General features: G+C 64.1%; 20 protein-coding genes. 7 read left to right on the top strand and 13 right to left on the bottom strand.

Annotation, left to right across the window (positions count from 1 at the left end):
* Positions 1-72: 72 nt before the first annotated feature.
* The 3 genes from WBQ96_RS12180 to WBQ96_RS12190 all read right to left on the bottom strand — a co-directional run bounded on the left by WBQ96_RS12180 (position 73) and on the right by WBQ96_RS12190 (position 4,219).
* Positions 73-957: an alpha/beta hydrolase family protein gene (locus tag WBQ96_RS12180; RefSeq protein WP_336550569.1), complete on the bottom strand. Its 885-nt coding sequence runs from the start codon at positions 955-957 to the stop codon at positions 73-75.
* A 196-nt stretch (positions 958-1,153) separates the two neighbouring features.
* A complete protein-coding gene (locus tag WBQ96_RS12185) occupies positions 1,154-1,831 on the bottom strand; it encodes an isochorismatase family protein (RefSeq protein ID WP_336550568.1) in 678 nt (225 codons plus the stop codon).
* Positions 1,832-1,930: 99 nt separating this feature from the next.
* Entirely contained in the window at positions 1,931-4,219 is a 2,289-nt protein-coding gene (locus tag WBQ96_RS12190; RefSeq protein ID WP_336550567.1) for an NADP-dependent malic enzyme, read from the bottom strand.
* Between the two features lie 115 nt (positions 4,220-4,334).
* Here WBQ96_RS12190 and mutS point away from each other — a divergent pair, with 115 nt between their 5' ends.
* Positions 4,335-7,055, top strand: a complete 2,721-nt coding sequence (gene mutS / locus WBQ96_RS12195) for a DNA mismatch repair protein MutS (RefSeq protein ID WP_442920825.1) — start codon at positions 4,335-4,337, stop codon at positions 7,053-7,055.
* A 285-nt stretch (positions 7,056-7,340) separates the two neighbouring features.
* On the opposite strand, the gene WBQ96_RS12200 is transcribed toward mutS, so the two are convergent.
* Together WBQ96_RS12200 and WBQ96_RS12205 are read right to left on the bottom strand one after the other, a co-directional pair.
* On the bottom strand, positions 7,341-8,312 hold the full coding sequence (locus WBQ96_RS12200) for a small ribosomal subunit Rsm22 family protein (protein ID WP_336550565.1): 972 nt from the start codon (positions 8,310-8,312) through the stop codon (positions 7,341-7,343).
* A gap of 9 nt (positions 8,313-8,321) precedes the next feature.
* Complete coding sequence (locus tag WBQ96_RS12205; RefSeq protein WP_336550562.1) at positions 8,322-9,584, bottom strand: Hsp70 family protein; 1,263 nt, start codon at positions 9,582-9,584, stop codon at positions 8,322-8,324.
* Between the two features lie 184 nt (positions 9,585-9,768).
* On the opposite strand from WBQ96_RS12205, the gene WBQ96_RS12210 reads away from it, so the two are divergent.
* Together WBQ96_RS12210 and murJ are read left to right on the top strand one after the other, a co-directional pair.
* Positions 9,769-12,573, top strand: a complete 2,805-nt coding sequence (locus tag WBQ96_RS12210) for a [protein-PII] uridylyltransferase (protein WP_336550560.1) — start codon at positions 9,769-9,771, stop codon at positions 12,571-12,573.
* A 166-nt stretch (positions 12,574-12,739) separates the two neighbouring features.
* Positions 12,740-14,347: a murein biosynthesis integral membrane protein MurJ gene (gene murJ, locus WBQ96_RS12215; protein WP_336550558.1), complete on the top strand. Its 1,608-nt coding sequence runs from the start codon at positions 12,740-12,742 to the stop codon at positions 14,345-14,347.
* Here the strand turns inward: murJ and WBQ96_RS12220 are convergent.
* Both WBQ96_RS12220 and WBQ96_RS12225 read right to left on the bottom strand, forming a co-directional pair.
* Positions 14,322-14,729: a type II toxin-antitoxin system VapC family toxin gene (locus WBQ96_RS12220; RefSeq protein ID WP_336550557.1), complete on the bottom strand. Its 408-nt coding sequence runs from the start codon at positions 14,727-14,729 to the stop codon at positions 14,322-14,324. The two genes, murJ and WBQ96_RS12220, sit on opposite strands and share 26 nt — an antisense overlap.
* Positions 14,726-14,971 (bottom strand): type II toxin-antitoxin system VapB family antitoxin, encoded by a 246-nt coding sequence (locus WBQ96_RS12225; RefSeq protein WP_336550556.1) that lies wholly within the window; start codon positions 14,969-14,971, stop codon positions 14,726-14,728. Before WBQ96_RS12225 ends, WBQ96_RS12220 begins: the two co-directional genes overlap by 4 nt.
* A 184-nt stretch (positions 14,972-15,155) precedes the next feature.
* On the opposite strand from WBQ96_RS12225, the gene trpS reads away from it, so the two are divergent.
* From trpS to WBQ96_RS12240, 3 genes are all read left to right on the top strand, one after another.
* Positions 15,156-16,223: a tryptophan--tRNA ligase gene (trpS, locus tag WBQ96_RS12230; RefSeq protein WP_336550555.1), complete on the top strand. Its 1,068-nt coding sequence runs from the start codon at positions 15,156-15,158 to the stop codon at positions 16,221-16,223.
* Positions 16,224-16,365: 142 nt separating this feature from the next.
* A complete protein-coding gene (locus WBQ96_RS12235; protein WP_336550554.1) occupies positions 16,366-16,857 on the top strand; it encodes a universal stress protein in 492 nt (163 codons plus the stop codon).
* Between the two features lie 106 nt (positions 16,858-16,963).
* A complete protein-coding gene (locus WBQ96_RS12240) occupies positions 16,964-17,539 on the top strand; it encodes a NifU family protein (RefSeq protein WP_091911650.1) in 576 nt (191 codons plus the stop codon).
* A gap of 168 nt (positions 17,540-17,707) precedes the next feature.
* Here the strand turns inward: WBQ96_RS12240 and WBQ96_RS12245 are convergent, their stop codons facing one another.
* Positions 17,708-18,328: a L,D-transpeptidase gene (locus tag WBQ96_RS12245; RefSeq protein WP_336550553.1), complete on the bottom strand. Its 621-nt coding sequence runs from the start codon at positions 18,326-18,328 to the stop codon at positions 17,708-17,710.
* A gap of 691 nt (positions 18,329-19,019) precedes the next feature.
* Complete coding sequence (locus tag WBQ96_RS12250) at positions 19,020-19,364, bottom strand: hypothetical protein (RefSeq protein ID WP_336550552.1); 345 nt, start codon at positions 19,362-19,364, stop codon at positions 19,020-19,022.
* Positions 19,365-19,679: 315 nt separating this feature from the next.
* On the opposite strand from WBQ96_RS12250, the gene WBQ96_RS12255 reads away from it, so the two are divergent.
* The gene (locus tag WBQ96_RS12255) at positions 19,680-20,180 is read left to right on the top strand and encodes an MmcB family DNA repair protein (RefSeq protein WP_336550551.1); all 501 of its coding nucleotides are present in this window, start codon (positions 19,680-19,682) and stop codon (positions 20,178-20,180) included.
* A gap of 227 nt (positions 20,181-20,407) precedes the next feature.
* Here the strand turns inward: WBQ96_RS12255 and WBQ96_RS12260 are convergent, their stop codons facing one another.
* The 4 genes from WBQ96_RS12260 to WBQ96_RS12275 all read right to left on the bottom strand — a co-directional run bounded on the left by WBQ96_RS12260 (position 20,408) and on the right by WBQ96_RS12275 (position 25,707).
* Positions 20,408-20,971, bottom strand: a complete 564-nt coding sequence (locus tag WBQ96_RS12260) for an ActR/PrrA/RegA family redox response regulator transcription factor (RefSeq protein WP_091911768.1) — start codon at positions 20,969-20,971, stop codon at positions 20,408-20,410.
* 114 nt (positions 20,972-21,085) lie between these two features.
* Positions 21,086-22,411, bottom strand: coding sequence for an ActS/PrrB/RegB family redox-sensitive histidine kinase (locus WBQ96_RS12265; protein ID WP_336550550.1), 1,326 nt, complete (start codon positions 22,409-22,411; stop codon positions 21,086-21,088).
* A 39-nt stretch (positions 22,412-22,450) separates the two neighbouring features.
* Complete coding sequence (gene hrpB, locus WBQ96_RS12270) at positions 22,451-25,063, bottom strand: ATP-dependent helicase HrpB (RefSeq protein ID WP_336550549.1); 2,613 nt, start codon at positions 25,061-25,063, stop codon at positions 22,451-22,453.
* Complete coding sequence (locus tag WBQ96_RS12275) at positions 25,060-25,707, bottom strand: ATP-binding cassette domain-containing protein (protein WP_336550643.1); 648 nt, start codon at positions 25,705-25,707, stop codon at positions 25,060-25,062. The genes hrpB and WBQ96_RS12275 overlap by 4 nt, the downstream gene beginning before the upstream one ends.
* Positions 25,708-25,709: the final 2 nt, after the last annotated feature.

Consider the following 25,709-nt stretch of genomic DNA (forward strand, 5'->3'; position numbering starts at 1 on the left):
GTCGAACGCGGGTTGAAACCCGGCATCGCGAAGCCAGCCGTACAGAGCCCTGTAGTTCTGCCGCCAGGATCGTCAGATGGTCTCGAAGAAGCGAAGCGCCTCCGCGCTTTCGCCGGGTATGGCCGAGGAGTGATCGCCTTCGACGATGGCGCGGCGCACATCCAGGCCGGCCGCACGCGCCCGCGATACCGTCAGGCGGACGGCGTGATCGCCGTTCATCTCCTTGCTGCCGTGGAGCATCAGCACCGGGCACTTGAAGCTGCCGGCAAAACAGACCGGCGAGCGCATGTCGAACTCCTGCGGATCGTCGGCGTCGAAGCGGATGTCCTCGGGAAAATGGCGGAAGAAAGCCCGCGCGTCCGGGTTGCCCGCATAAGCGGCGGCGGCCCGGAAAGGATGCCTGCTCATGGCCGCAAGCAAGGTGAGTGTTCCGCCGACGCTATGCCCTGCAATGTAAAGGCGGGCCTGATCGACCCCCGGATAGGCCCGCAGGACGTCGGCTGCGGCAAGAACGTCAGCCGTCTCGTCATAAAAACCCGAAAAGCTCCCCGGCAAGCCGTTCTCGCCGCGCATGGCGGGGATCATCGCCACATAGCCCGCTTTCACGAAGGGGCGTGCAAGATCGTCCCAATGGCCCGGCCACAATGCGTTGCCGCCATGCAGGACGAGCACGCCCGGCCGAGGCCTTGACGCATCGGCATTCTCCGATACCCAGGCGACGAGCTTGAGCGGGCCGGACCTGTAGTCCACCCGCCGGGCGCCATGCGGCGGCGAAAGCGGCTGCAGCGGATCGGGCGAAGGTCCGGTCTGGGTCAGATGCGTGCGAAACCGCTCGCGCGCCACCGCATAGTCCTCGCGAATAAGCTTCGGCTCACCTTCGGCCCTGGCGGCGGTTGCAGGAAGAAGCAACCCGGCAGCGGCTGCATGGGAGAGAAAAGCCCGGCGGTCCATCTTCATGAGGAGCGCGTCCTGTTTCGACCAGCAAAGCCATCGCCGGTTAATAAGCCAATTTCACGGCCTTATCTAATCTTGAGCGCCACGCGACGGAAATCAACTGCCTGCAACGCCAGTTGCGGTGGCTACGGCGTTCACATTGTCGCTACTTCGGATTGAAGACGCGCGGGACAAGAGGAGAACATCCCCAGCGCCGGCTTCAAAGGCTGGCGTAAAGCTCCGCCGCATTCTCGTAGGTGAAGCGCAGCGGCACCGCGCCCTCCACCATCCACGCCTGAACCGTCTCACCCGCCATCAGCCGGCAGGCATTTTCGGTATCGGCAACCGCACCGCCATAGAGCCGGTTGGCGAGGTTGAGAATGCCGGTCTGGTGCATGGCAACACTGCCGCTGCCGCAGGCATCCTTGACCAGCACGACGCGCAGGCCGGTTGCCACCGCATGCTTGACGGTGGCGTCGATGCAGGCTTCCGTCCAGACACCGGCGACAAAAACCCATTCGACGCCGCGCGCGCCAAGCAGCGCTGCCAGCCGGCCGTCGCCAAAAGCGCTCGCCTCGGATTTTATCAGCAACGGCTCATCGCCCAGCGGCGCAACCTCGGGGCAGATCGCGGTGAGCGGATCGTCCTTGTCGCTGAAATAGGAACGGCCATCGCTAAGAACCGGGTGAAACGGCCGGCTTGCCGCTGCATCGACGACATAGGCGAAATGCAGAACCGGCAAGGCGGCAGCGCGCGCGGCCTCCTGCAACCGCACCACATTGGCGAGCACCCGGTCGTAGTCCACGGCGAGCAGGCGCGGATCGCCGCGATGCTCCTCCTGCAGGTCGATGCAGAGCAACGCCGCCTTCGACGGATCGAGGGACAAGGAGACTTTCATGCAGGCAATTCTCCGCAGCAATATCTGCTGCGGATTAACAGCCTGCCCCGGTTAGCTGCGCTATCCCTGCAGCGACGCGGTCGAGCGATTTTCGGCCTCTCACGCCCCCGCGTTATACGCCGCGATCGCCGCCATGTTGACGATGTCGGAATCCTTGGCGTTGAGCTGCACGATCTGCACCGGCTTGTTCAACCCGACCAGCAGCGGCCCGATGACGGTGGAGCCGCCGAGTTCCTGCAGCATCTTGGTCGAGATCGAGGCCGAGTGGAACGCCGGCATGACCAGGACATTGGCAGCACCCGACAGGCGGCAGAACGGATATTGCTGCTGCATCAGCCGGTGGTTCAGCGCGACGTCTGCTGCCATTTCGCCGTCATATTCGAAATCGACGCGGCGCTTGTCGAGGATCTTCACCGCCTCCTGCACCCGCTCGGAGCGCTCGCCCTGCGGGTGACCGAAGGTGGAATAGGCAAGCATGGCGACGCGCGGCTCGTAGCCCATGCGCCGCGCGAAGCCTGCCGCCTCCTCGGCGATATCGGCGATCTGCTCGGCGTTGGGCATGTCGTGGACGGCGGTGTCGGCAACGATCACCGTTCGGCCACGGCATAGCGCGATCGACACGCCGATAACGCGGTGTCCCGGTTTGGCATCGATGACGTGGCGCACATCGTCGAGCACGGTGGAATAGTTGCGGGTCACGCCGGTCACCATGGCGTCGGCATCGCCCAGTGCGACCATCGTCGAGGCGAAGTGGTTGCGGTCGTTGTTGATCAGGCGCTGGCAGTCGCGGAACAGGAACCCTTTGCGCTGCAGGCGCTCATAGAGATAGTCGGCATAGACCGCATTGCGACGCGACAGCCGCGCATTGATGATCTCGATGCCCGGCTTGTCGAGATCGACACCGGCATGGCGGGCGTTTTCCTTGATGACATCGTCACGGCCGACGAGGATCGCCGTGCCGAGCTTCTGGTTGGCGTAGGACACCGCCGCACGCATGACCTGCTCCTCCTCGCCCTCGGCGAAGACGACGCGCTTGGGCTGGCGGCGCACGCGGTCGTAGATGCGCTGCAGTGTCGAGGCGATCGGGTCGCGGCGGGCCGAAAGCTCGTTGGCATATTTGCCAAGATCGAGGATCGGCCGGCGCGCGACGCCGCTTTCCATCGCAGCCTTGGCCACAGCCACCGGGATGGCCGAGATCAGGCGCGGGTCGAACGGCACCGGGATGATGTAGTTGGGACCGAATTTCGGCCGCATGCCCTGGTAGGCTGCGGCGACATCGTCGGGCACGTCCTGCCGTGCCAGCGCGGCAAGCGCCTGGGCGGCGGCAACCTTCATCTCGTCATTGATGGTGGTTGCACGCACATCGAGCGCGCCGCGGAAGATATAGGGGAAGCCCAGCACATTGTTGACCTGGTTCGGATAGTCTGAGCGGCCCGTCGCCATGATCGCATCGGTGCGGATTTCGGCCACTTCCTCCGGCGTGATTTCCGGATCGGGATTGGCCATGGCGAAGATGATCGGATTTTTCGCCATCGACTGGATCATCGGCGTGGTCAGTGCGCCCTTGGCCGACAGGCCGAAGACGATGTCGGCGCCGTCCAGCGCGTCGGCCAGCGTGCGCGCATCGGTCTTGGCGGCATGCGCCGACTTCCACTGGTTCATGCCTTCGGTGCGGCCCTGATAGACCACGCCCTTGGTGTCGCAGAGGATGACGTTTTCCGGCGTGAAGCCCATCGACTTGATCAGTTCGATGCAGGCGATGCCGGCCGAGCCGGCACCGTTGCAGACCAGCTTGGACGTCTTCATGTCGCGGCCGGTGATTTCCAGCGCGTTGATGAGGCCGGCCGCGGCGATGATTGCCGTGCCGTGCTGGTCGTCGTGGAAGACGGGGATATCCATCAGCTCGCGCAGGCGCTGCTCGATGATGAAGCAGTCGGGCGCCTTGATGTCCTCAAGATTGATGCCGCCGAAGGACGGCCCGAGGAAGCGCACGCAGTTGATGAATTCGTCGACATTCTCCGTATCGACCTCGAGGTCGATGGAATCGACGTCGGCGAAGCGCTTGAACAGCACCGCCTTGCCTTCCATCACCGGCTTGGAGGCCAGCGCGCCGAGATTGCCGAGGCCGAGAATGGCCGTACCGTTGGAGATGACGGCGACCATGTTGCCACGCGTCGTGTAGTCGAAGGCGCGGCTCGGGTCTTCCGCAATGGCCAGAACCGGCACGGCGACGCCCGGCGAATAGGCAAGCGACAGGTCGCGCTGCGTCGCCATCGGCTTGGTCGGGTTGATCTCCAGCTTGCCGGGTCGCCCGGACGCGTGGAAATCGAGCGCTTCCTCGGCGCTGACAGAGGGGCCTGCGTTGTCGGATTTCTTGCCGGATGCCATGATTAAGCGCAGTCCCTTCCCTAACGTGCTTCTTTTTGTGGAGTGTTCGGGATTAAGGCTACACTTCCGCTCTGTAAACCGCCAAGCAGGACAAAGCTCTTTTTTGGATGACACAGTGAACGACGAAACGCCGATCCGCATCGAAGGCAGTTCGCCCGCTTTGAACGCGGCAGCCGCCACGCCGATGATGGAGCAATTTATCGAGATAAAGGCGGCGAACCCGGATTCGCTGCTGTTTTATCGCATGGGCGATTTCTACGAGCTGTTCTTCGACGACGCGGAGGCTGCCTCGCGCGCGCTCGGCATCGTTCTGACCAAGCGCGGCAAGCACCAGGGCCACGACATTCCGATGTGCGGCGTGCCGGTGCATGCGGCGGACGACTATCTGCAGAAGCTGATCGGGCTCGGCTTTCGCGTTGCCGTCTGCGAGCAGATCGAGGACCCCGCTGAAGCCAAGAAGCGCGGCTCGAAATCGGTGGTCAAGCGCGATGTCGTGCGGCTGGTCACGCCCGGCACGATCACCGAGGAAAAACTGCTGGCGCCGTCGGAATCGAGTTTCCTGATGGCATTGGGGCGCGTGAAGGGCGGAGCCGACCACACCTATGCGCTTGCCTGGATCGAGCTTTCGACCGGCATTTTTCGTGTGACTGAGACCAGCGCCGACAACCTGCTCGCCGACATCTTTCGCGTTGACCCGCGCGAACTGATCATCGCCGAGCCGGTCTTCTACGACGAGGAACTGAAGCCAGTTTTCGATCTGGTCGGCCGTGTCGCCAGCCCGCAGCCGCCGAGCCTGTTCGATTCGGCCTCGGCACCGGCCCGCATCGCCCGGTTCTTCGAGGTGGCGACGCCGGACAGTTTCGGCACGTTTTCCCGCGCGGAGCTGTCGGCGATTTCAGGCATCGTCGCCTATGTCGAGAAGACGCAGAAGGCCGAGCGCCCGCCGCTGTCGCGGCCCGAACGCGAGCAGTCGGGCTCGACGCTTTTCATCGACCCGGCGACGCGGGCCAATCTGGAACTCTTACGCACCATGGGCGGCAGCCGTGACGGCTCGCTGTTCAAGGCGATCGACCGCACCGTGACAGGCGCCGGCGCGCGGATGCTGGCCGACCGGCTGATGTCGCCGCTGACGGACCCCAAGACCATCAACCAGCGCTTCGATTCCATCGCCTTCTTCCTTGCCGAGCGGCGGCTTGGCGAGAGCCTGCGCTCTTGCCTGAAGGGCGTTGCCGACATGCCGCGCGCGCTGACGCGGCTTGCACTGAACAGGGGAGGTCCGCGCGACCTTGGCGCGCTGCGCTCAGGCTTCGAGGCAGCCCTTGCGCTGCGCACGCTGTTCACCGACGTCATCGCGCCCGCCGAGGTGACCGCGGCACTCGAGGCGATCTCGGCGCTGCCCATACGCTTTGCCGACCATCTGACCGCAGCCCTTGGCGACGAGCTGCCCTTGCTCAAGCGCGACGGCGGTTTCGTCCGCTCGGGCTACCACGCCGAACTCGACGAGATGCGGGCGCTGCGCGACGAGTCGCGCCGGGTGATCGCCGGCATGGAGCGCGACCTGATCGAGGAAACCGGCATCCGCTCGCTGAAAATCCGCCACAACAATGTGCTCGGCTATTACATCGAGGTGACCGCCAACCATCAGGCGATCATGATGGGCTCGGACGAAGCCAAGGGCCGCTTCATCCACCGCCAGACCATGGCCAACGCCATGCGCTTCACGACCACCGAGCTCGCCGAGATGGAAACCAAGATCGCCAACGCCGCCGAACGCGCGCTGTCGATCGAGCTTGGCGTGTTCGACGTGCTGGTGACGGAATCGGTCGGCCAGGCGCAAGTGATCCGTTCAGGTGCTGCGGCTCTTGCCGTGCTCGACGTGTCGGCAGCACTCGCCGTGCTGGCGCTCGCTGAAGCCTGGTGCCGGCCGGTGGTGGATGCCAGCCTTGCCTTCGAGATCGTCGGCGGGCGTCATCCCGTGGTCGAGCAGGCGCTGCGGCGTGCGGCGGCAAATGAATTCGTCGCCAATGACTGCGACCTGTCGCCGGAAGGCGGCGCCAAGGCCGGCGCGATCTGGCTGCTGACCGGCCCGAACATGGGCGGTAAATCGACCTTCCTGCGCCAGAACGCGCTGATCGCCATCCTCGCCCAGATGGGCTCCTACGTGCCGGCAAAATCGGCCAGCATCGGCGTTGTCGACCGGCTGTTTTCCCGCGTCGGCGCGTCCGACGACCTGGCGCGCGGGCGCTCGACCTTCATGGTCGAGATGGTCGAGACCGCCGCGATCCTCAATCAGGCCGGCGAGCGCGCGCTGGTCATCCTCGACGAGATCGGGCGCGGCACGGCGACTTTCGACGGCCTGTCGATCGCCTGGGCGGCCGTCGAATATCTGCACGAGAAGAACCGCTGCCGCGCGATCTTCGCCACCCATTTCCACGAAATGACCGCACTCGCCGGCAAGCTCGAGCGGCTGCATAACGTCACCATGCGGGTCAAGGAATGGGAGGGCGACGTCGTCTTCCTGCACGAGGTCGGCAAGGGTGCCGCCGACCGTTCCTACGGCGTGCAGGTGGCCCGCCTTGCCGGCCTGCCCGATGCCGTGGTGCAACGGGCCAAGGACGTGCTGCACCAGCTCGAGGCCGGAGAAACATCAGGCAAGGCCGACCGCCTCGTCGACGACCTGCCACTATTTTCAGCGGTGGTGAAGAAGGAAGCGCCGGCTCCGGCGAAGAATGATGCGCTGGGCGGCGCGCTCGCAGCGCTCAATCTCGACGAGATGACCCCGCGCCAGGCGCAGGAGGCGTTGTATCGGCTGAAGGAGTTGCTGGGGAAGGGGTAGCACCAAATTCTGCAACGGCATTATCCAAATTCTGCAACGGCATTATCCGGCGAAGCAACCGCTCGACGTTGCCCCCCTCTGGCCTGCCGGCCATCTCCCCCACAGGTGGGGAGATCAGCCTTCATCAAAACTTTCGCCAATGTTCAACGTTGCAGAATATGCGGGGCGAGCGACAGAGCTAATCTCCCCACCTGTGGGGGAGATGGCCGGCAGGCCAGAGGGGGGCGCGAAGGAATGCAGCAGACGAGATTTTGGGTTACCACCATGGCGTAGCAGCCAGCGAGCCTACTCCACCCACATTCCATCGCCCCAATCCAGCTTCCTCGCCGCCTTGAACGCCGCACCCTCGCGGCGTGTGACAAGCCTTTCCGCAACCGTCCCCTCCGCCTCGCACAGCTTCAGCCTGACCATGCCACTGCTGGCCTGCGGCGGAGCCAGTACCCGCGCTTCCGGCCTATCTGCCGGCACACGCGATGCCGCCACAAAAATATACTTCTCATCCTCCCAAGGCACCTCACCGCCCTTGGCCAGGCGGTGCAGGCGCGAGCGGGCGACGCGGCGGGAGAAGTGGCACCAGTCGGGCGCGACCAGCGGACACGCGGCCTGATGCGCACAGGGGGCGGCCTGATGCGCCCCGGCTTCGATCAGCCGCGAGCGCACACGCAATATGCGCTGCCAGCCGGCTGGCGTGCCCGGTTCGACGATGATCAGCGTGCCGTTCGTCAGGCTCCACAGCCGGTCGATAAGCGCATCGATCTTCGCGGGTTCGAGTTCATCCAGCACATAGGCGAGCGTCACCAGATCGGCAGCCTGCAAACCGGGAAGACCGCCGCTCACATCGGCAGCAACATACTGCGCTGTAGTCGGCGCCGCATGACCGGCAAGCCCGGCACCAACCGCGCGAATAGAGGCGCTGGTCTCGACCAGAACTGCCTCTTCCAGACCATCCCAGCAATCGCGCGCCGCCCAGAAGGCTGTGCCGGGGCCGGCACCGACATCGAGCAGGGTTTTGGGCGAAAAGTCCGGCAGGCTTTCCGCCACCATCTCCATGCTGGCGCGGACGGCGGCAAAGGTCGCCGGCAGGCGCGTCGCCAGATAGGCTTTCGCCGCGAGATCGTCGGAAAGATGCAGCCTGCCGTCGCGCGTCTCGGCGCGATAGCGGCGCGACAACGTACCCGCCGCCTGCTTCAGCTTCGGCAGCGGGATGCCTTCCAGAACCTGGTCGACCGCCTGCCGCAGCGGCGCGGGAAGTTCCATATATGCCTCTCAGGCGGTGCCGAATTTGCGTGACGCGTCGAGCGCGAGGCCGAGCCCGACCGAGCCGAACATATCGCCTTCCACCACCGTTGCACCCGGAAAAAGCGCAAGCACGCTCTGCTTGAGCAGAGGTATCCCGGTCGAGCCGCCGGTGAGGAACAGCGTCGTGATCTGCTCCGCCCTCACCCCGGCATCCTCGAGCGTCCTGGACACCGTGTCGGTGACGCGGCCCACGGCTTCCTCGATCGCGTTGTCGAGACCGGCGCGTGTCATCGGCACGCTCAGCGTCTCGTGGGTCAGGCGAATGTCCATCAATGCCTCGGCGCTGTCGGTCAGTTCGATCTTGGCCCGCTCGACCTTGCCGGCCAGTGCGTGGCCCTGCCGGTGGCTGACGATGTCGATCATGCGCTCCACCAATTCCGGTCGCGCCGCCTCGTAGCGGATCTGGCGCAGGTCGGTCGCAGCCTTGGCGGTGTAGAGCTGGTTGATGCGCTGCCAGGTGGCGAGGTCGAAGAAATAGCCGGCGGGCAGGTTGCGCTTGCCGTCCTTGGTCTGCGTCTTGTAGCCGAGTTCGGGCATCAGATGGGCCATCGACAAGAGCCGGTCGAAATCGGTACCGCCGATATGGACGCCGGTGTTGGCCAGGATATCGCCCTTGCGGTCGACGGCGCGTGCCCGCTCGGGCGAAACGCGCACGATGGAAAAGTCCGACGTGCCGCCGCCGATGTCGATGATCAGCGCCAGCTCCTCGCGGGTTACGCTCTGCTCGTAATCGAGGGCGGCGGCGATCGGCTCGAACTGGAAAGCGATGTGCTGGAAACCCTGCGCGCGGGCGGCCTTTTCGAGCTGGCCCTGCGCGTCGCGGTCGGCGGCCTCGTCGTCATCGACGAAATGCACCGGGCGTCCGAGCACGACGCTGCCGACTTCGCCATCGGCGGCATGCTCCAGCCGCTCCTTCAGATAGCCGACGAAGGTGCCGATGATGTCGGAGAACGCCAGATAGCGCGCCTTGATGCGGGTCTTTTCATGGATCAGCGACGAGCCGAGCACGCTTTTCAGCGCGCGCAGCAGGCGGCCTTCGGCATGTTCGGTATAATCCGCGATGGCGCGGCGGCCGAAATAGGTGCCATTGTCTTCAAAGTTGTAGAAGACCGCGCTCGGCATCGTCACATGCTCGTTCTCCAGCCGCACGAGCCGCGGCCGGCCCTGCTCCATGACGCCCACCGTCGAGTTGGACGTGCCAAAGTCGATGCCACCGCTGATCGGTTTCATGATTTTTTCCTTGTCTATGATTGCGGCCGCGGCGCGGGGAGACAGGCGGTTACACAAGGCAGGCGGCAATGTCGAGGCGGCAGGCCGGTTTTTTTGCTTGCCCCGCCACGATTTCGCACCCCATACCCACATAAGGAAAAACGCGGTATAGACGCCGCCCGGAAAGCGAGTCTTCTACTCACACATGGCAAAGATTCCCCTCAAGCTCGAAGAGATGGTCGACGGCGAAACCCTGCGCCGGAACCTGACGGCCTTGACCGCCGAGACCGGCGGCGACGGCTCGTCGCTGGCGGTGCGCGGCAAGGTGCTGCAGTTGCTGAAGGAGACGAGCGTTGCAGGGCGCGCGGTCGCCGAAAAGATGCTGATGGAGGATGGCGGCGGCACAGCCTGTGCGGCGCGGATTTCCCATCTCATGGACGAGATCATCCGCGCGCTCTACGATTTTGCCGTCACCCATGTCTACCGCGCCAAAAACCCGTCATCGGCCGAGCGCATGGCGGTGGTGGCCGTCGGCGGCTATGGACGCGGCACGCTGGCGCCCGGCTCCGACATCGACCTCCTGTTTCTCCTCCCCTACAAGCAGACGCCGTGGGGCGAGCAGATCGTCGAATACATGCTCTACATGCTGTGGGACCTCGGCCTGAAGGTCGGCCATGCCACCCGCAACATCGAGGAATGTCTGCGCCTGTCGCGCGGCGACATCACCATCCGCACCGCCATCCTCGAAGCCCGCTTCATCTGGGGCGAGGAAAAGCTGTTCAACGAACTGCTTTCGCGCTTCGACAAGGAAGTGGTGAAGGACACCGGCCCCGAATTCGTCCAGGCCAAGCTTGCCGAGCGCGACGACCGCCACGCGAAGGCCGGCGAAAGCCGTTATCTCGTCGAGCCCAACGTCAAGGACGGCAAGGGCGGCCTGCGCGACCTGCAGACGCTGTTCTGGATCGGCAAATATTTCTATCGCGTCCGCAGCGGCGACGAGCTGATCGATCAGGGCGTCTTTACCCGCGCCGAATACAACCAGTTCCTCAAGGCCGAAGATTTTCTCTGGGCGGTGCGCTGCCACATGCATTTCCTCACCGGCAAGGCCGAGGAGCGGCTGCATTTCGACATACAGCGCGATATCGCCGAACGGCTCGGCTACACCAGCCATCCCGGCCTGTCGGCGGTCGAGCGCTTCATGAAGCACTACTTCCTCATCGCCAAGACCGTTGGCGACCTGACGCGCATCTTCTGCGCCGGGCTGGAAGAGGAGCAGGCCAAGCATGTGCCGGGCTTCAACCGCATCTTCCTGACCTTCTCGCGCCGGCGCCGCAAGCTTGCCGGCACCACCGACTTCATCGTCGACAATCACCGCATCAACGTCGCCGACGACCATGTCTTCGAGCGTGACCCGGTCAACATGCTGCGCCTGTTCTGGTTCGCCGACCGGCACGGGCTGGAATTCCATCCCGACGCGCTGAAGCTTCTGACGCGCTCGCTGTCGCTGGTCGACAAGAACCTGCGCCGCAACAAGGAAGCCAACCGGCTGTTCCTGGATATCCTGACCTCGGACCGCAACCCCGAGCTCAATCTGCGCCGCATGAACGAAGCCGGCCTGCTCGGCAAGCTGATCCCGGATTTCGGCCGCATCGTCGCGATGATGCAGTTCAACATGTATCATCACTACACGGTTGACGAGCATCTGCTGTGCTGCATCGGCGTGCTGTCGGAAATCGAACGCGGCGACGGCGAGAAAATCCATCCGCTGTCGCATTCGCTGATGGCGGGGCTGAAGAACAAGCGCGAGGCGCTCTACGTCGCCGTGCTGCTGCACGACATCGCCAAGGGTCGCCCGGAGGACCACTCGGAGGCGGGCGCAAAGATCGCGCGGCGTCTCTGTCCGCATATGGGGCTTTCAGCCGCCGACACCGAGACCGTGGCCTGGCTGGTGGAAAACCACCTCGTCATGTCGATGACGGCGCAGACGCGCGACCTCAACGACCGCAAGACGATCGCCGATTTCGCCGATCTGGTGCAGTCGGTCGAGCGCATGAAGCTGCTGCTGATCCTGACCGTCTGCGACATTCGCGGCGTCGGACCGGGCGTGTGGAACGGCTGGAAGGGCCAGCTTCTGCGCACGCTCTATTACGAGACCGAACTGCTTTTGACCGGCGGCTTTTCCGAAGTGTCGCGAGCGCAGCGTGCCGGACAGGCGCGCGAAAGGCTGGCGGAGGCCCTTGCCGACTGGCCGGAGGACGAGCGCAAGCGCATCGTCGGGCTGCCTTACGAGAACTACCTTCTGGCGGTCGATCTCAAGGACCAGATCAGGCATGCCCAGTTCATCCGCGAGGCGGACGCAGCCGAGAAAAAGCTCTCGACCATGGTGAAGACCCATGAATTCGAGGCGGTGACCGAAATCACCGTGCTGGCGCAGGACCATCCGCGTCTGCTGTCCGTGATTGCGGGTGCCTGTGCTGCAGCCGGCGGCAATATCGTCGACGCGCAGATCTTCACCACCTCGGATGGCCGCGCGCTGGACACGATCCTGATCTCCAGAGAATTCGACCGCGACGAGGACGAGCGCCGCCGCGCCGAGCGCGTTGGCCGGCTGATCGAGGATGTGCTGTCCGGCAAGAGCTGGCTGCCGGAGATGATCGAGAAGCGGACCAAGCCGAAGCGCGGCGCAAAGGCCTTCCGCCGCGAGCCGCGCGTCGATATCCGCAACACGCTGTCGAACCGGTTTACCGTCATCGACGTGTCGGGACTTGATCGCCCTGGCCTGCTGTCGGAGATCACCGGCGCGCTGTCCGACCTGTCGCTGGACATCGCATCTGCGCACATCACCACCTTCGGCGAAAAGGTGATCGACACCTTCTACGTGACCGACCTGACCGGCCAGAAAATCGACAACCCGACCCGGCTCCAGACCATCCGCACCAGGCTGATCGCCACGCTCGGCGGTGAGGCTGCCGTCCAGCGCGCCGCCAAGGCCAAGGCAGCAGCGGAATGAGGGCCGCGCCGCTATTCTCCCCCCTCGAGGGGGAGATGTCGCCAAAGGCGACAGAGGGGGTCGGTTCATGCCGCGCCCGGCACAAAGGAGCGTCGAGTATTGCGGCACCGACCCCACCCGGCCGCTGCGCGGCCACCCTCCCCTCGAGGGGGAGGGTGACCAACCCATGAGCCTCATCAAGAAATTCGCCACCGTTGCGTCCGGAACGCTGATGAGCCGGGCTTTCGGCTTTATCCGCGAGATGCTGATGGCGGCGGCGATCGGCACCGGGCCGATTGCGGATGCCTTCTACGCCGCGTTCCAGTTTCCCAACACGTTTCGCCGGCTGTTCGCCGAAGGCGCCTTCAATGCCGCCTTCGTGCCGCTATTCGCCAAGGAGATCGAAGCCAACGGCACCGACGGCGCCAAGCGCTTTTCCGAGGAAGTCTTCGGCGTCCTGTTCACGGCGCTGCTGGCGCTGACCATCGTCATGGAACTGGCGATGCCGCTTCTGGTGCGTTTCGTCATCGCGCCGGGCTTTGCTGACGACGCGCAGAAATACGATCTCACCGTGGCGCTCGCCACCATCATGTTCCCCTATCTCATCTGCATGTCGCTGGCGGCGATGATGAGCGGCATGCTGAATTCGCTGCGCCGCTATTTCGCCGCGGCCATCGCGCCGGTGTTCCTCAACTTCATCCTCATCGGCGTACTGGCCAATGCCTGGCACAAGGGCCATGACGGACTGACTGTCGGCTATGCACTGTCCTGGGGCGTGCTGGCGGCAGGACTGGTGCAACTCGCAATCGTCTGGATCGCCGTGCGCCATGCCGGCATTTCGATCGGCTTTCGCCGCCCGCGCCTGACACCCAACGTCAAGCGCCTGCTGATCCTCGCACTGCCCGCCGCAATCACCGGCGGCATCACCCAGATCAACCAGCTCATCGGCACGGCCATCGCGTCGGGCCAGAACAGCGCCGTTTCCTCGCTGGCGCTGGCCGACCGCGTCTACCAGCTGCCGCTCGGCGTCGTCGGCGTCGCGGTCGCCATCGTGCTCCTGCCCGAACTGGCGCGCTCGCTGAAATCCGGCAACCTGAAAGAAGCCGCCAATCTGCAGAACCGCTCAGTCGAGTTCACGCTGTTCCTGACCTTGCCCGCAACCGCCGCCCTGCTGGTCATGTCGGAACCGATCGTGCGCGTGCTTTACGAGCGCGGCCAGTTCGCCGCTACCAACAGCACGCCGACGGTCGCGGCGATCCTGGCGATCTTCGGCCTCGGCCTGCCGGCCTTCGTGCTGATCAAGGCGTTCACGCCCGGCTATTTCGCCCGCGAGGACACGCGCACGCCGATGATTTTTGCAGCGATCTCTGTGGCCGTGAACATCGCTGTCGCGCTGACCCTATTTCCCGAAATGGGTGCGCCGGGCATCGCGGTTGCTTCCGCTATCGCCGGCTGGGTCAATGCGGCCATGCTCTTCGGCGTCCTGATCAGGCGCGGCCACTGGGGCACCGACATTCCGCTGTTGACCCGCATCCCGCGACTGGTGCTGGCGGCAGCAGTGATGGGCCTTGCGCTCTATTTCGCCATACAGTGGCTGGCGCCCTACCTCGCCTCGTCCTCGCCGGTCTACACGCAGGCCGCGACGCTGGCCGTTCTGGTCGGCGTCGGCACGCTCATCTATTTCATCGTCGCCTTCGGCACCGGTGGCGCCGATATCGGCATGCTGCGGCGGAGTATCAGGCGGGGGAGAGGCAAGCAGGTCAAAGATGCTACTGGACCGTCTCCAGATCCGTAAGCCGGAACTCGTCGGCCGTGGATAGCATTGGGGCGGCGTAATATCGCGCGCAAGCGTAGTGGAAGCAGTCGGCCATGTTGAGGCGAATGGCGTTGCTGCGGAAGCGCGATGCCGCTTCGACGGACAAGGATATCGACTCCTCGCCAGGCGGAAGCTCCCTAACCGCAATCCCGCGCTCTTCCAGAAACCGCGTGACGATCTTCGCGCTCTGATCGACCGGCATGGCAAGCTTCTCGGGGCGTGAAAGCGCCATCGCGGCTTCCCAGACGGCAATCGCAGAGGTGAATGGAGCCGTCGCTCCGACTATCGCGTCCGCGCAACGGCGAGCCTCCATCTCGTCACTGAGGATTGCCACTATCGCGGCGGCATCGATGAACATCATTCTTCGCCAGACAGTTCGTCATAGACCGAGCGCGGCAGCGGCTTTCGCGCCTCGTCGCTCAATTCGATCCCGAACTCAGCCCTGAGCCTTGCCGCCGTCTCGAGGGGGCTTTCGGTGTTGCGCCGGCGTGCCAGCGCCTCGGTCATGGCAATGACGATGGCTTCGGTAAGGCCGACACCTTCCATCTGCGCGAAGGTCCGCGTCAGCTTGTCCGCATCCTTGTTGGTGATGTTGATCGTCATGCTGCACACCTCTTTCTCTATATAGCTCAATCTACATGGGATTATCAACATCGTGAGTTTTGAGCCGTTTCTGCTCTGCGCTCTTGAAGTCGCATCTTGATCGCGCCCTCGCCTTCGTTCATAAGCGCGCATCGATTTTCGCCGCGCGCGAAACGGCCCTCCACAAGCCACGAGGAACACATAAATGACCGCCTTCAAGCCGCTCGTCTTTTCCGGTGTCCAGCCGACGGGCAATCTCCATCTCGGCAACTATCTCGGCGCCATCCGCCGCTTCGTCATGCTGCAGGACAGCCATGACTGCATGTATTGCGTCGTCGACCTGCACGCGCTGACCATCGCCCCCGATCCGGTCGAGCTGATGAAAGCGACGCGCGAGGTCACCGCTGCGTTTCTTGCCGCCGGCATCGACGCGAAGAAGCACATCGTCTTCAACCAGAGCCGGGTGATGCAGCATGCAGAGCTGGCCTGGGTGTTCAACTGCGTTGCCCGCATGGGCTGGCTGAACCGAATGACGCAGTTCAAGGAAAAGGCCGGCAAGGACCGCGAGAACGCTTCCGCCGGCCTGTTCGTCTATCCGAGCCTGATGGCTGCCGACATCCTCGTCTACCGCGCCACCCATGTGCCGGTCGGCGACGACCAGAAGCAGCATCTTGAGCTGACGCGCGACATCGCCCAGAAGTTCAACAATGACTATTCCGACCGCATTGCCGATCTCGGCGTCGGCGTGGAAATGATGTCGGGCGAGGAGAAGGTGAACGGCTTCTTCCCGCTGACCGAGCCGCTGATCGAAGGTCCGGCGCCGCGCGTCATGTCGCTGCGCGACGGCCTGAAGAAGATGTCGAAATCCGACCCGTCCGACCTGTCGCGCATCAACCTGACGGACGACGCCGAGACGATCTCCAAGAAGATCCGCAAGGCCAAGACCGATCCCGAGGGCCTGCCGTCGGAAGCCGATGGGCTGAAGGGCCGGCCGGAAGCCGAAAACCTCGTCGTGCTCTACGCCGCCCTTGCCGAGACCAGCAAGGACCAGGTGCTCGCCGAGTTCGGTGGCCAGCAGTTTTCCGCTTTCAAGCCGGCACTTGCCGATCTTGCGGTGGCCAAGCTTGCGCCGATCGCCACCGAGATGCGCCGCATTTCGGCCGACACCGCCTATATCGACAGTGTCCTGAAAGACGGCGGCGAGCGCGCCGGCAAGCTTGCCGAGACCACCATGAAGACGGTGCGCGAGATCATCGGGCTCGTCAGCAGCTGACGAGCCGCCTGCACCTTGCTTCCAAACCATCATATGGCCCCGAAATGTCAGCAGCATTCGGGGCCATATGCTGGCGCTTGCCGATGGCGGGCGCCAATGGCAGATTGCGCCGAAACAGGCTTTCCCGCGATAGGGTTGGAAAATGGTCTCTAAACGTCTCAGCCGGGAAGCCGGACACCGACGCAAATTCCTCGCGATCATCGACGACACGCCCGAATGCGAGCGCGCCGTGGCCTATGCCTCGCGCCGCGCGAAAAGCACCGGCGGCGTGGTCGTGCTGCTCTACGTCATCGAGCCCGGCGATTTCCAGCACTGGCTCGGCGTCGAGAAGATCATGCGCGACGAGGCGATGGCCACGGCGAAGGCAGCGCTCGACACCTATGCGGTGAAGGTGCGCGAGACGCTGGGCATCGAGCCGGAACTGGTGGTGCGCGAGGGCAAGCCCGCCGAGCAGATCCACCTTTTGATCGAAGAGGACCAGGATATCGCCATCCTGGTGCTTGCGGCGGGTGCGGCCAAGGAAGGCCCGGGGCCGCTGGTCGCCTCGATTGCCGGCAAGGGCGCCGCCTTCCCCATTCCCGTCACGGTCGTGCCGCAGAATCTTTCCGACGAAGACCTTGAAAGCCTGGCCTAAGCAAATCATCTGTCCGACAGGGTTGCCGCCGACCGGTTTCGCTTGAATGTCGCCGGCATAAAGCCTATTTAGAATTATTCCAAACTATGCGCACGGAGATGCGGCCATGTTCATCCAGACCGAGGCGACCCCCAATCCCGCCACGCTGAAATTCCTGCCCGGCAAGGAAGTCCTGCTCGAAGGCACGGCCGATTTCCGCGATGCGGACGCCGCGCGCGAGGCTTCGCCGCTGGCCGGACGCCTGTTCGACATTCCGGGCGTGACAGGCGTGTTCTTCGGCTATGACTTCGTCACCGTCACCAAGGACGGCCCGGACTGGCAGCACCTGAAGCCGGCGATTCTCGGCGCGATCATGGAGCATTTCATGTCCGGCGCGCCGGTGATGGCCGTCGGCGGCCAGGCAGCGACCGACAAGGCCGACCAGAGCGGCGAGTTTTTTGGCGAGGAAGACACCGAGATCGTTGCCACGATCAAGGAACTGCTCGACACGCGGGTTCGGCCGGCCGTGGCGCAGGATGGCGGCGACATCACCTTCCGCGGCTACGAGAACGGCACCGTGTTCCTGCACATGAAGGGCGCCTGCGCCGGCTGCCCGTCTTCCACGGCGACGCTGAAGCACGGCATCCAGAACCTGCTGCGCCATTTCGTGCCCGAGGTTCAGCAGGTCGAGCAGATCAGCTGATTTTTGCCGCTTCGGGCACGCATTTCTGACGCACCAAACAAAAAACCGGGCCAAAAGCCCGGTTTCCTGTTTTTGGACGTCCTTGTTGCCGAGACGGTCCGTGTGCAGTCTGTCGCCACTTTCACCATCCGAAAAGCCTGCAACTTTCCGGACGGCCCCCTAACTAGATTAGAGCACCACCACCTTCGCGCCGACCTCGGCACGGTTGTAGAGGTCGATGATGTCCTGGTTCATCAGGCGAATGCAGCCTGATGACATGGCCTTGCCGATGGAGGACCATTCCGGCGTGCCATGCAGGCGGTAACCGGTGTCGCCGCCCTTGTTGAAGAGATAGAGCGCACGTGCGCCGAGCGGGTTGGTCAGGCCGGGCGGCATGCCCTGGCGCCATTTGGCGAGCTCAGGCTGGCGGCCGATCATCTGCGAGGGCGGCGTCCAGACCGGCCATTCGCGCTTCAGCGCCACGCGCGCCGAGCCCTTCCATTCGAACCCTTCGCGGCCGACGCCGATGCCGTAGCGCATGGCCTTGCCTTCCGGCAGCACGAAGTAAAGAAACTTGTTGCTCGTATCGACGATGATCGTGCCGGGCACTTCCGCCGTGTCGTAGCGCACGACCTGGCGATGGAATTCCTTGGGCACCTTGTAGATCGGGATCGTCGGAAGCTGGTAGCCTGCGTCGGTGCGCGTGCCGTAGTCGCCGGAGAAAGTCCTGAGCCCGCCGTCGAAAGTACAGCCTGCCAGGGCCGTCGTCAGCGCCAGAGCCGCCGCGACGAAAAATGGTTTCATGCGCATGAATAAATCCGCTGCTCCAACCCGACCACGCCAGCCCGATTCGGGCCGCATTTTCGCCTTCATTCTTAACGGGCGTTTTTAACCATTGCCAAGAGGGTGGTCCTGCCAGTGCGCGCATGACGCACGGGTAAGTTGAGGCTGTGGCGCTTTTGCAACAGAATTGGCGGGGTTTCAGGTGCTGAGCGCTGAAGCTCCAGAGCTGTCAACATGGCCCTATGGTCGGATAGCGCTTCAAACGGCTTGCTGTTCTCGCGTTAATCAAGGTGTAGTTTGGCTCACTTGATTCGCCTTTTACAACAGGAAATGCTTGTATTTTCTCTCACTATTGAGATGAGGAGGAGCGATGGAGCTTAATTTTGAAGTCTTGAATGCTAGAATCCGTGAACTGATGCTAAAGGAAATCGGCAGCTGACACGTTGATGGGGAGCTGGAGCATATGCTGCCAGCGCCGAAATCAAAGCCGAAGACTGCAGTTAAGCCAAGAAGTAAAAGGGAAGTGATGCAAATGGCACAAGTCATCCCATTTCCACCTAAGAGCAGGTCAAAAGAGCGGTATCCCACCTTCTCGAAGGTAGTTGACGGCAAAACCTTTGAGTGCGTTGACGTGGACGCTTTATCCCCACGCCAACGTGAAGCCTTCTTCGAAGGGACGTTGGCGCAGGACAACTACGCCAACCTATGAAGTGCGCCTTTAAGCTGCGCTCTGGATGTAGTCGCTGTTGGTCGGCATCGCAGTAGCGGCGCCCGTGCTGAAAAGGCCATCGCAGTGGGTCAGCATCGATTCGATGAACCGCCCATGGTAGACTCCATAAACGGCCTTCGACGTCTTGATCTTGGTGTTGCCCACGAAGTTCAGGATCAAACGATCGTTGAAAATAACAGGGCGAAGCCACGCCTTGTGCTTCCACTGCTCGGGCACGTGGGTGAAGTCCCCGTCCTTGTCATAGGACCAGGTGACAACATGGCCATCGTCAATCGCCTTCTTAAAGGCGGCCAGGAGTTTTTGGGGATCGATAGTCTCAAAATTAACTGCCATCGGCTTTGTCCTTATGCGGGGGCAGAGCCGACGCCCGTTCAATTGAAATACGAATACGTCAGCGACGGCTCACCACTCTGGTCGCGGACGTCGCGGGAGCCGGTCGGTCAGGACCGTCTCCCGCAACTGATTCAAATATATATCAAAACTAGCACAAGGAGTCGATAGATCCGCTATATGCGGGGATGTTCGACATACGTTCTGCAAAAACCTCTATATGTAGCGGCCAAAGCAATTGGTTGGCTGTGTTTGTAAAGTACATAATCCCACCAAAAACAGGTTCAAAACGAGAACATTCGGTGGCATGCTGTCGCCATGCCTATTGTCCTGCCGATTCCCGTCAACCCGCTTGTCGATGGCCGCCAGTCCGAGCGGGCGATGATCGTGCGGCGGGGCGTGCAGCGGCTGTTGATGCAGATGGGCATGCATGTGCTGCCCGAACTGTCGCTGGCAACCGGGCGGCGGGCGGATCTCGTCGCGCTGACGCGGCAGGGCGACATCTGGATCATCGAGATCAAATCGTCGATCGAGGATTTCCGCGTCGACCGCAAATGGCCGGATTACCGGCTGCATTCGGACCGCTTCTTCTTTGCCACGCATCCCGACGTGCCGGCGGAAATCTTTCCCGAGGAATGCGGGTTCATCCTCTCCGACGGCTATGGCGCGGAGATCATGCGCGACGCGCCTGAACACCGCATGGCGGCGGCAACGCGCAAGGCGCTGATGCTGCGAATCGCGCGGGCGGGGGCTTCACGGCTGCTGGCGGCTGAGCTTGCGGGGGTTTCGGTGCCGGCGCTGGAAGGTGAGAGTGAGTAGAAATTTTCACGGAAAGCGATGGTTCTGCATCGCCGCCCCCTCTCCGTCGCGCTTCGCGCGCCACCTCTCCCCCATTTCATGGGGGCGAGGAACCCAAGTTCTGGAATGCCGCGACCTCGGCAGGTGCCGGTTCCTCGCCCCCGCAAAGCGGGGGAGAGGTGGCGCGCGAAGCGCGACGGAGAGGGGGTTCTTGAGACCGTCCGTTGCTAAGCGCCCGAAAGAAACCCTTACCGCGGCGCGCGCTTGGCCAATATCCGCTGCAAGGTCCGGCGGTGCATGTTGAGCCGTCGCGCCGTCTCCGACACATTGCGCTCGCACATTTCGTAGACGCGCTGGATATGCTCCCAGCGCACGCGGTCGGCCGACATCGGGTTTTCCGGCGGGGCCGCGCGCTCGCCGCCGGTGCGGGTGAGGGCTGCGAAGACGTCGTCGGCATCGGCCGGCTTCGACAGATAGTCGATGGCGCCGAGCTTTACCGCGGTCACGGCGGTGGCGATGTTGCCGTAGCCGGTGAGGATGATGGTGCGGGCGTCGTCGCGCTTCTCGCGGATAGCGGCCACCACGTCGAGGCCGTTGCCGTCGGCCAGCCGCATGTCGACCACGGCATAGGCCGGGGCATGGGCGCGCGCCTTGGCGACGGCTTCCTCGACGCTCTCGGCGGTCTCAACCTGGAAACCGCGCGTTTCCATCGCGCGGGCCAGTCGGGTCAGAAACGGCTTGTCGTCATCCACGATCAGCAGCGAGGTGTCGCCGCCGGTAATGCTGCCATCAACTGTTTCTTCCGCGATCATCATCGTCCATCCATCTTATTTTTCAGCGAATATAAGCGTCAAATGCCTGTTTTTCCAGCATGAAGCCGCTTTGCGCCTGCGTCTCTTCGAAACAGGCTTATTTTCGCTCGGTCTCTAAGCGGTATCGAACATCGAGGACGACGCCGACCCGGGATTCAAAAACACCTCGCGCGGCCAGTCGATCTGCACCACAGCGCCCTTGCCGCGCTCATTGGCGTTGTAGAAGGCAAGCGTGGCGCCGGAGCGTTCCAGCAGCGTCTTGGCGATGAACAGGCCGAGCCCGAGGCCGCCGCCCGACTCCGGCCCCTGGCGGGTCGACATATAGGGCTCGCCGATACGGTCTATGATCTCGGGCGGAAAGCCCGGCCCGTCATCGACGATCTCGAAAACGACGCTGCGGTCGTCCCAGCGCCAGCGTATGGTGACGGCGCTGGCGGCGAAATCGACTGCGTTCTCGACCAGATTGCCGAGCCCGTAGATGACGCCCGCATTGCGGCGTCCAACCGGCTCCGCGCCGATGCGCTCGCCCGGCTCCAGCTTTATCGAGATGCCGAAATCGCGATGCGGTGCGATCACCTCCTCGACCAGCGAGGTCAGCGGCAGGCGGGCGAGATGCTCCTCGCTTTCCGACGACAGGCTGGTCAGCCGCTTGAGAATCTGCCGGCAACGCTCGCTCTGCGATCGCAGCAGCGTCACATCCTCATGGAACTTCGTATCCTTGCCGAGCGCGCGTTCCATCTCCTTGGCCACCAGCGCGATGGTTGCCAGCGGCGTGCCGAGTTCGTGAGCGGCGGCCGCCGCGAGCCCGTCCAGCGCCGACAGGTGCTGCTCGCGCTGCAGCACCAGTTCGGTTGCCGCAAGCGCATTGGCCAGCAGCCGCGCCTCCTCGGCAACGCGCCAGGCGTAGATGGCGGTGAAGGCGATGCTCGACATGACCGCCGTCCACATGCCGGCGACATAGACGAAGGGCATGGCGAGCTCCGCACCTGCCGTCCATGGCAGCGGCAGATGAACGAAGACGAGAGCCGTCGCCATCGCCATGACGAAGCCGCCGAGAAGTGCGGTCATGCGCAGCGGCAGCGAAGTCGCCGAGATGACGACCGGCACGGTCATCAGCAGCGAGAACGGGTTGGTCAGGCCGCCTGTCATGTAGAGCAGGCCGGCAAGCTGGAGCGCGTCGAAAGTGAGGATGCCGAGTGCTGCCAGCGGCTGCAGCCGGTGAGCGGAGGGAAAGCGGAAGGTTAGCAGCAGGTTCAGCCATGCCGAGCAGGCGATCAGCGCAAAGCACAGGCTCACCGCCAACGGGTAATCGAGCCAGTAGGCGACGAAGACGACGGTGACGCTCTGGCCGATGATCGCCAGCCAGCGCAGGCGGATCAGTGTGTTCAGCCTCAGCCGATGGGTCTGCTGGAAATCGGGCGTTTGCAGCTTCTTGATCATGCCGGCTTTATGCGCTGGAGAGAGGTAGTGCGCCAAGCGCTATTTGACGCGGGGTTTAGCCCGCGCAGTGGCCGCCGTCGTCAGCGGATCGTCAGGCCAGACATGCTTGGGATAGCGGCCGCGCATATCGGAACGCACATCGGCCCAGGAGCCGCGCCAGAAGCCGGGCAGGTCGCGCGTCGTCTGGATCGGCCGGTGCGCCGGCGACAGCAGTTCCAGCGTCAGCGGCACCGTGCCATTGGCAATGGAGGGATGGGCATCCAGCCCGAACAGCTCCTGCACGCGGATCGCCAGAACCGGCCATTCGCCCTCATAGTCGATCGGCACATGGCTGCCGGACGGCGCATCGAAATGCGTCGGGGCAAGGGCTGAAATTTTCCGTTGCAGATCGTGCGGCACCAGCGACATCAATCCGGTCTGAAGCGCGCTAGACGGAATGCGGGCGAAATTCGCTTCGCCGGTCAGGAAGGGCAGCAGCCAGTCGTCCAGCGCGGCCAGCAGCGCCTCGTCGGAAACATCCGGCCATGGCGCGCCAAGGCCCTGATGCAGCCATTGCAGGCGATGGCGCAGTATTTCCGCTTCCTTGCCCCAGTTCAGCAGCGACAGCCCATGCTCGCGCAGCGCGTCGATGATGGCGCGGTCGGCGTCAGCGCCCGTCGGCGGCGGCAGCATGCGCTCGGACAGAAGGATCGCACCAAGCCGCACGATCTCGCGCACCCGCACGGCACGCTTGTCGCGGTCGAACGTCGTTTCGAGCTTCTTCTCGATGCGGTGGCCGAGCGCGGCGCGAATATCGGCTTCCGAGACCGGAGCGGCGGCGGCAATGCGCGCGTTCTGGGCCTTGCCCTGCAGGTCGGCGACGACAAGGAAGGTTTCGCCGGCCAGCGGATCGGCGGCATCGAGTGCCGCGCCGCTGCCATGGGCAAGGATAAACCGCCCGCGCTCGCCACGCGCCTTGGCGACGCGATCCGGCCAGGCGTGGAGGAGGAGAGTGCCGGCGGAAGTTGCGCCTGATTGCCCCTCACCCTTACCCTCTCCCCGTGAAGGACGGGGAGAGGGGGTCGTCAACGTTGGAGCTGTCGTCCCTCCCGCTTGCGGAAAGCTGTAGGACTGCCGCAACGTAGACGCCTCCCTCTCCCCGTCCTTCACGGGGAGAGGGTAAGGGTGAGGGGCAACTTTTGCCGCCGCAGCCCCGGCCAGCCTCTCCGCCAACTGCCGCGCCGCAGTCGCCCTAGGCGATCTTTCACCGTGAAACCGCGACAGCCGCCGCTCCAGATCGGCACCGTCGCCGCCAAGACCGCGTTCGGTCAGGAGCACTGCAAGCTGGGCCGCCTCGCCGGCATGACCGTCGCGCCCCGCTTCCGCCACCATATGCGCCAGCCGCACCGGCAAAGCGAGCTTGCGCATCGCCTCGCCCGACGGCGTCAGGCGACCGTCCGTATCGATGGCATCAAGTGCGCAGAGCAGCGCCTTGGCCTCGGCCAGTGCTGGCGCCGGCGGCGAGTCGAGAAAGCCGAGGCTTGCGGGATCGGCGACGCCGAAGGCGGCGCAATCGAGCACCAACCCCGAAAGATCGGCTTCCAGAATCTCGGGCGGGGTAAAGGCCGGTAGTGCGGCCGTCTGCTCGGCCCGCCACAGCCTGATCGCGACGCCCGTCTGGGTGCGGCCGGCACGGCCGGCGCGCTGGTCGGCGGAGGCGCGGGAAACGCGCACCGTCTCCAGCCGTGTCAGGCCGCTTGCCGGCTCGAATTTCGGCAGGCGCGACAGGCCGGAATCGATCACCACGCGCACGCCGTCGATGGTGATGGAAGTCTCGGCAATCGCCGTTGCCAGCACGACCTTGCGGCGTCCCGCCGGGGCCGGCTTGATCGCCGCGTCCTGCGCCTTGCCGTCGAGCATGCCGTAGAGCGGCACGATGTCGGTGTCGGCCCCGATGCGCCCCTCGAGTCGCTCGCGCGTGCGCTCGATCTCGCGCTGGCCGGGCAGGAAGGCGAGCACGCTGCCGGGCTCGTCCGCCAGCGCCTCGCGGATCGCCTTCGCCATGGCGTCCTCGACCGACGTGCCGGCTGGCCGCTCCTGATAGCGGATGTCGACGGCAAAACTGCGGCCCTCGCTTTCGATCACCGGGGCATCGCCGAGCAAGCGCGCGACACGCGCACCGTCCAGCGTTGCCGACATGACCAGCAGCCGCAATTCCGGGCGCAGCGCGCCCTGCACGTCGAGCGCCAGCGCTAACCCGAAATCGCCATCGAGCGAGCGTTCGTGAAACTCGTCGAAGATGACTGCCGAGACGCCCGGCAGTTCCGGATCGTCGAGGATCATGCGCGCAAGAATTCCCTCGGTGACGACGAGGATTTTTGTCCGGGCAGTCTGCCGGCTTTCCATGCGCATGGCATAGCCGACGGTGCCACCCGGCTCCTCGCCGAGCAGCTGCGCCATGCGCCGCGCGGCGGCGCGGGCGGCAAGCCGGCGTGGCTCCAGCAGCAATATTTTGCCTTCGCCCAGCCACGGCGCTTCGAGCAGCGCCAACGGCACCAGCGTCGTCTTGCCGGCACCGGGCGGCGCGACCAGCACGGCGCTTGAGCCTGCCGCCAAAGCATCCAGCAGCGCCGGCAGAACTGCCGTGACTGGAAGGTCGGGCAAGACGGTCATTGGGCATTCTCGATGCGGACGATTGGCCCGCCTGCGCCGTCAGCGTCGGCTTCGTCATGGGTGACCAGCACCACCGGCAGGTGGCTGTCGCGCGCCTTGGCAAAAACCAGCTCGCGCATCTGGCCGCGCAGTTCGGCGTCGAGCTTGGAAAAGGGTTCGTCGAGCAGCAGCATACGCGGCGCAGACAGCAGTGCGCGCGCCAGCGCCACCCGCGCCTTCTGCCCGCCCGACAGCGTGTCGGGATCGCGCACCGCCATGCCGGCCAGCCCGACGCCATCAAGCGCTGCCTCGGCAAGAGCGCGCCGTTCGGCCTTGCCCTTCACACTTGCCGGAATGGCAAAGACCAGATTGCCGCCGACCGACATGTGCGGAAACAGCAGCGGGTCCTGAAACAGGATACCGACGTGACGGTCTTCGGCGGGAAGTGTGGTGAGTTCCAGCCCGTCTGAAAACACCTTGCCGGACGCTTCGAAAGCCGGCGCAAGAAATCCGCCGATATAGGCAAGCAATGTCGACTTGCCCGAGCCGGACGGGCCCATGACCGTCAGCACTTCGCCGGGCGCGACGCGATGCGTCAGCGCCACGAGCCTCTGCCCGTTCAGCGCGATCGACACATCGTCCAGAAAAAGCCCGTTTTCGGCCATCA

The organism is Mesorhizobium sp. CCNWLY176 (assembly GCF_037153935.1).
GTDB classification, from domain to species: domain Bacteria; phylum Pseudomonadota; class Alphaproteobacteria; order Rhizobiales; family Rhizobiaceae; genus Mesorhizobium_M; species Mesorhizobium_M zhangyense.

Excerpts from the sequence above, each read along its gene's own strand:
- WBQ96_RS12180 (WP_336550569.1), bottom strand. The coding sequence starts at position 957 with ATGAAGATGGACCGCCGGGCTTTTCTCTCCCATGCAGCCGCTGCCGGG.
- WBQ96_RS12185 (WP_336550568.1), bottom strand. The coding sequence starts at position 1,831 with ATGAAAGTCTCCTTGTCCCTCGATCCGTCGAAGGCGGCGTTGCTCTGC.
- WBQ96_RS12190 (WP_336550567.1), bottom strand. The coding sequence starts at position 4,219 with ATGGCATCCGGCAAGAAATCCGACAACGCAGGCCCCTCTGTCAGCGCC.
- WBQ96_RS12200 (WP_336550565.1), bottom strand. The coding sequence starts at position 8,312 with ATGGAACTTCCCGCGCCGCTGCGGCAGGCGGTCGACCAGGTTCTGGAA.
- WBQ96_RS12205 (WP_336550562.1), bottom strand. The coding sequence starts at position 9,584 with ATGAAACCGATCAGCGGTGGCATCGACTTTGGCACGTCCAACTCGACG.
- WBQ96_RS12210 (WP_336550560.1), top strand. The coding sequence starts at position 9,769 with ATGGCAAAGATTCCCCTCAAGCTCGAAGAGATGGTCGACGGCGAAACC.
- murJ (WP_336550558.1), top strand. The coding sequence starts at position 12,740 with ATGAGCCTCATCAAGAAATTCGCCACCGTTGCGTCCGGAACGCTGATG.
- WBQ96_RS12220 (WP_336550557.1), bottom strand. The coding sequence starts at position 14,729 with ATGATGTTCATCGATGCCGCCGCGATAGTGGCAATCCTCAGTGACGAG.
- WBQ96_RS12225 (WP_336550556.1), bottom strand. The coding sequence starts at position 14,971 with ATGACGATCAACATCACCAACAAGGATGCGGACAAGCTGACGCGGACC.
- trpS (WP_336550555.1), top strand. The coding sequence starts at position 15,156 with ATGACCGCCTTCAAGCCGCTCGTCTTTTCCGGTGTCCAGCCGACGGGC.
- WBQ96_RS12235 (WP_336550554.1), top strand. The coding sequence starts at position 16,366 with ATGGTCTCTAAACGTCTCAGCCGGGAAGCCGGACACCGACGCAAATTC.
- WBQ96_RS12240 (WP_091911650.1), top strand. The coding sequence starts at position 16,964 with ATGTTCATCCAGACCGAGGCGACCCCCAATCCCGCCACGCTGAAATTC.
- WBQ96_RS12245 (WP_336550553.1), bottom strand. The coding sequence starts at position 18,328 with ATGCGCATGAAACCATTTTTCGTCGCGGCGGCTCTGGCGCTGACGACG.
- WBQ96_RS12250 (WP_336550552.1), bottom strand. The coding sequence starts at position 19,364 with ATGGCAGTTAATTTTGAGACTATCGATCCCCAAAAACTCCTGGCCGCC.
- WBQ96_RS12255 (WP_336550551.1), top strand. The coding sequence starts at position 19,680 with ATGCCTATTGTCCTGCCGATTCCCGTCAACCCGCTTGTCGATGGCCGC.
- WBQ96_RS12260 (WP_091911768.1), bottom strand. The coding sequence starts at position 20,971 with ATGATCGCGGAAGAAACAGTTGATGGCAGCATTACCGGCGGCGACACC.
- WBQ96_RS12265 (WP_336550550.1), bottom strand. The coding sequence starts at position 22,411 with ATGATCAAGAAGCTGCAAACGCCCGATTTCCAGCAGACCCATCGGCTG.
- hrpB (WP_336550549.1), bottom strand. The coding sequence starts at position 25,063 with ATGACCGTCTTGCCCGACCTTCCAGTCACGGCAGTTCTGCCGGCGCTG.
- WBQ96_RS12275 (WP_336550643.1), bottom strand. The coding sequence starts at position 25,707 with ATGGCCGAAAACGGGCTTTTTCTGGACGATGTGTCGATCGCGCTGAAC.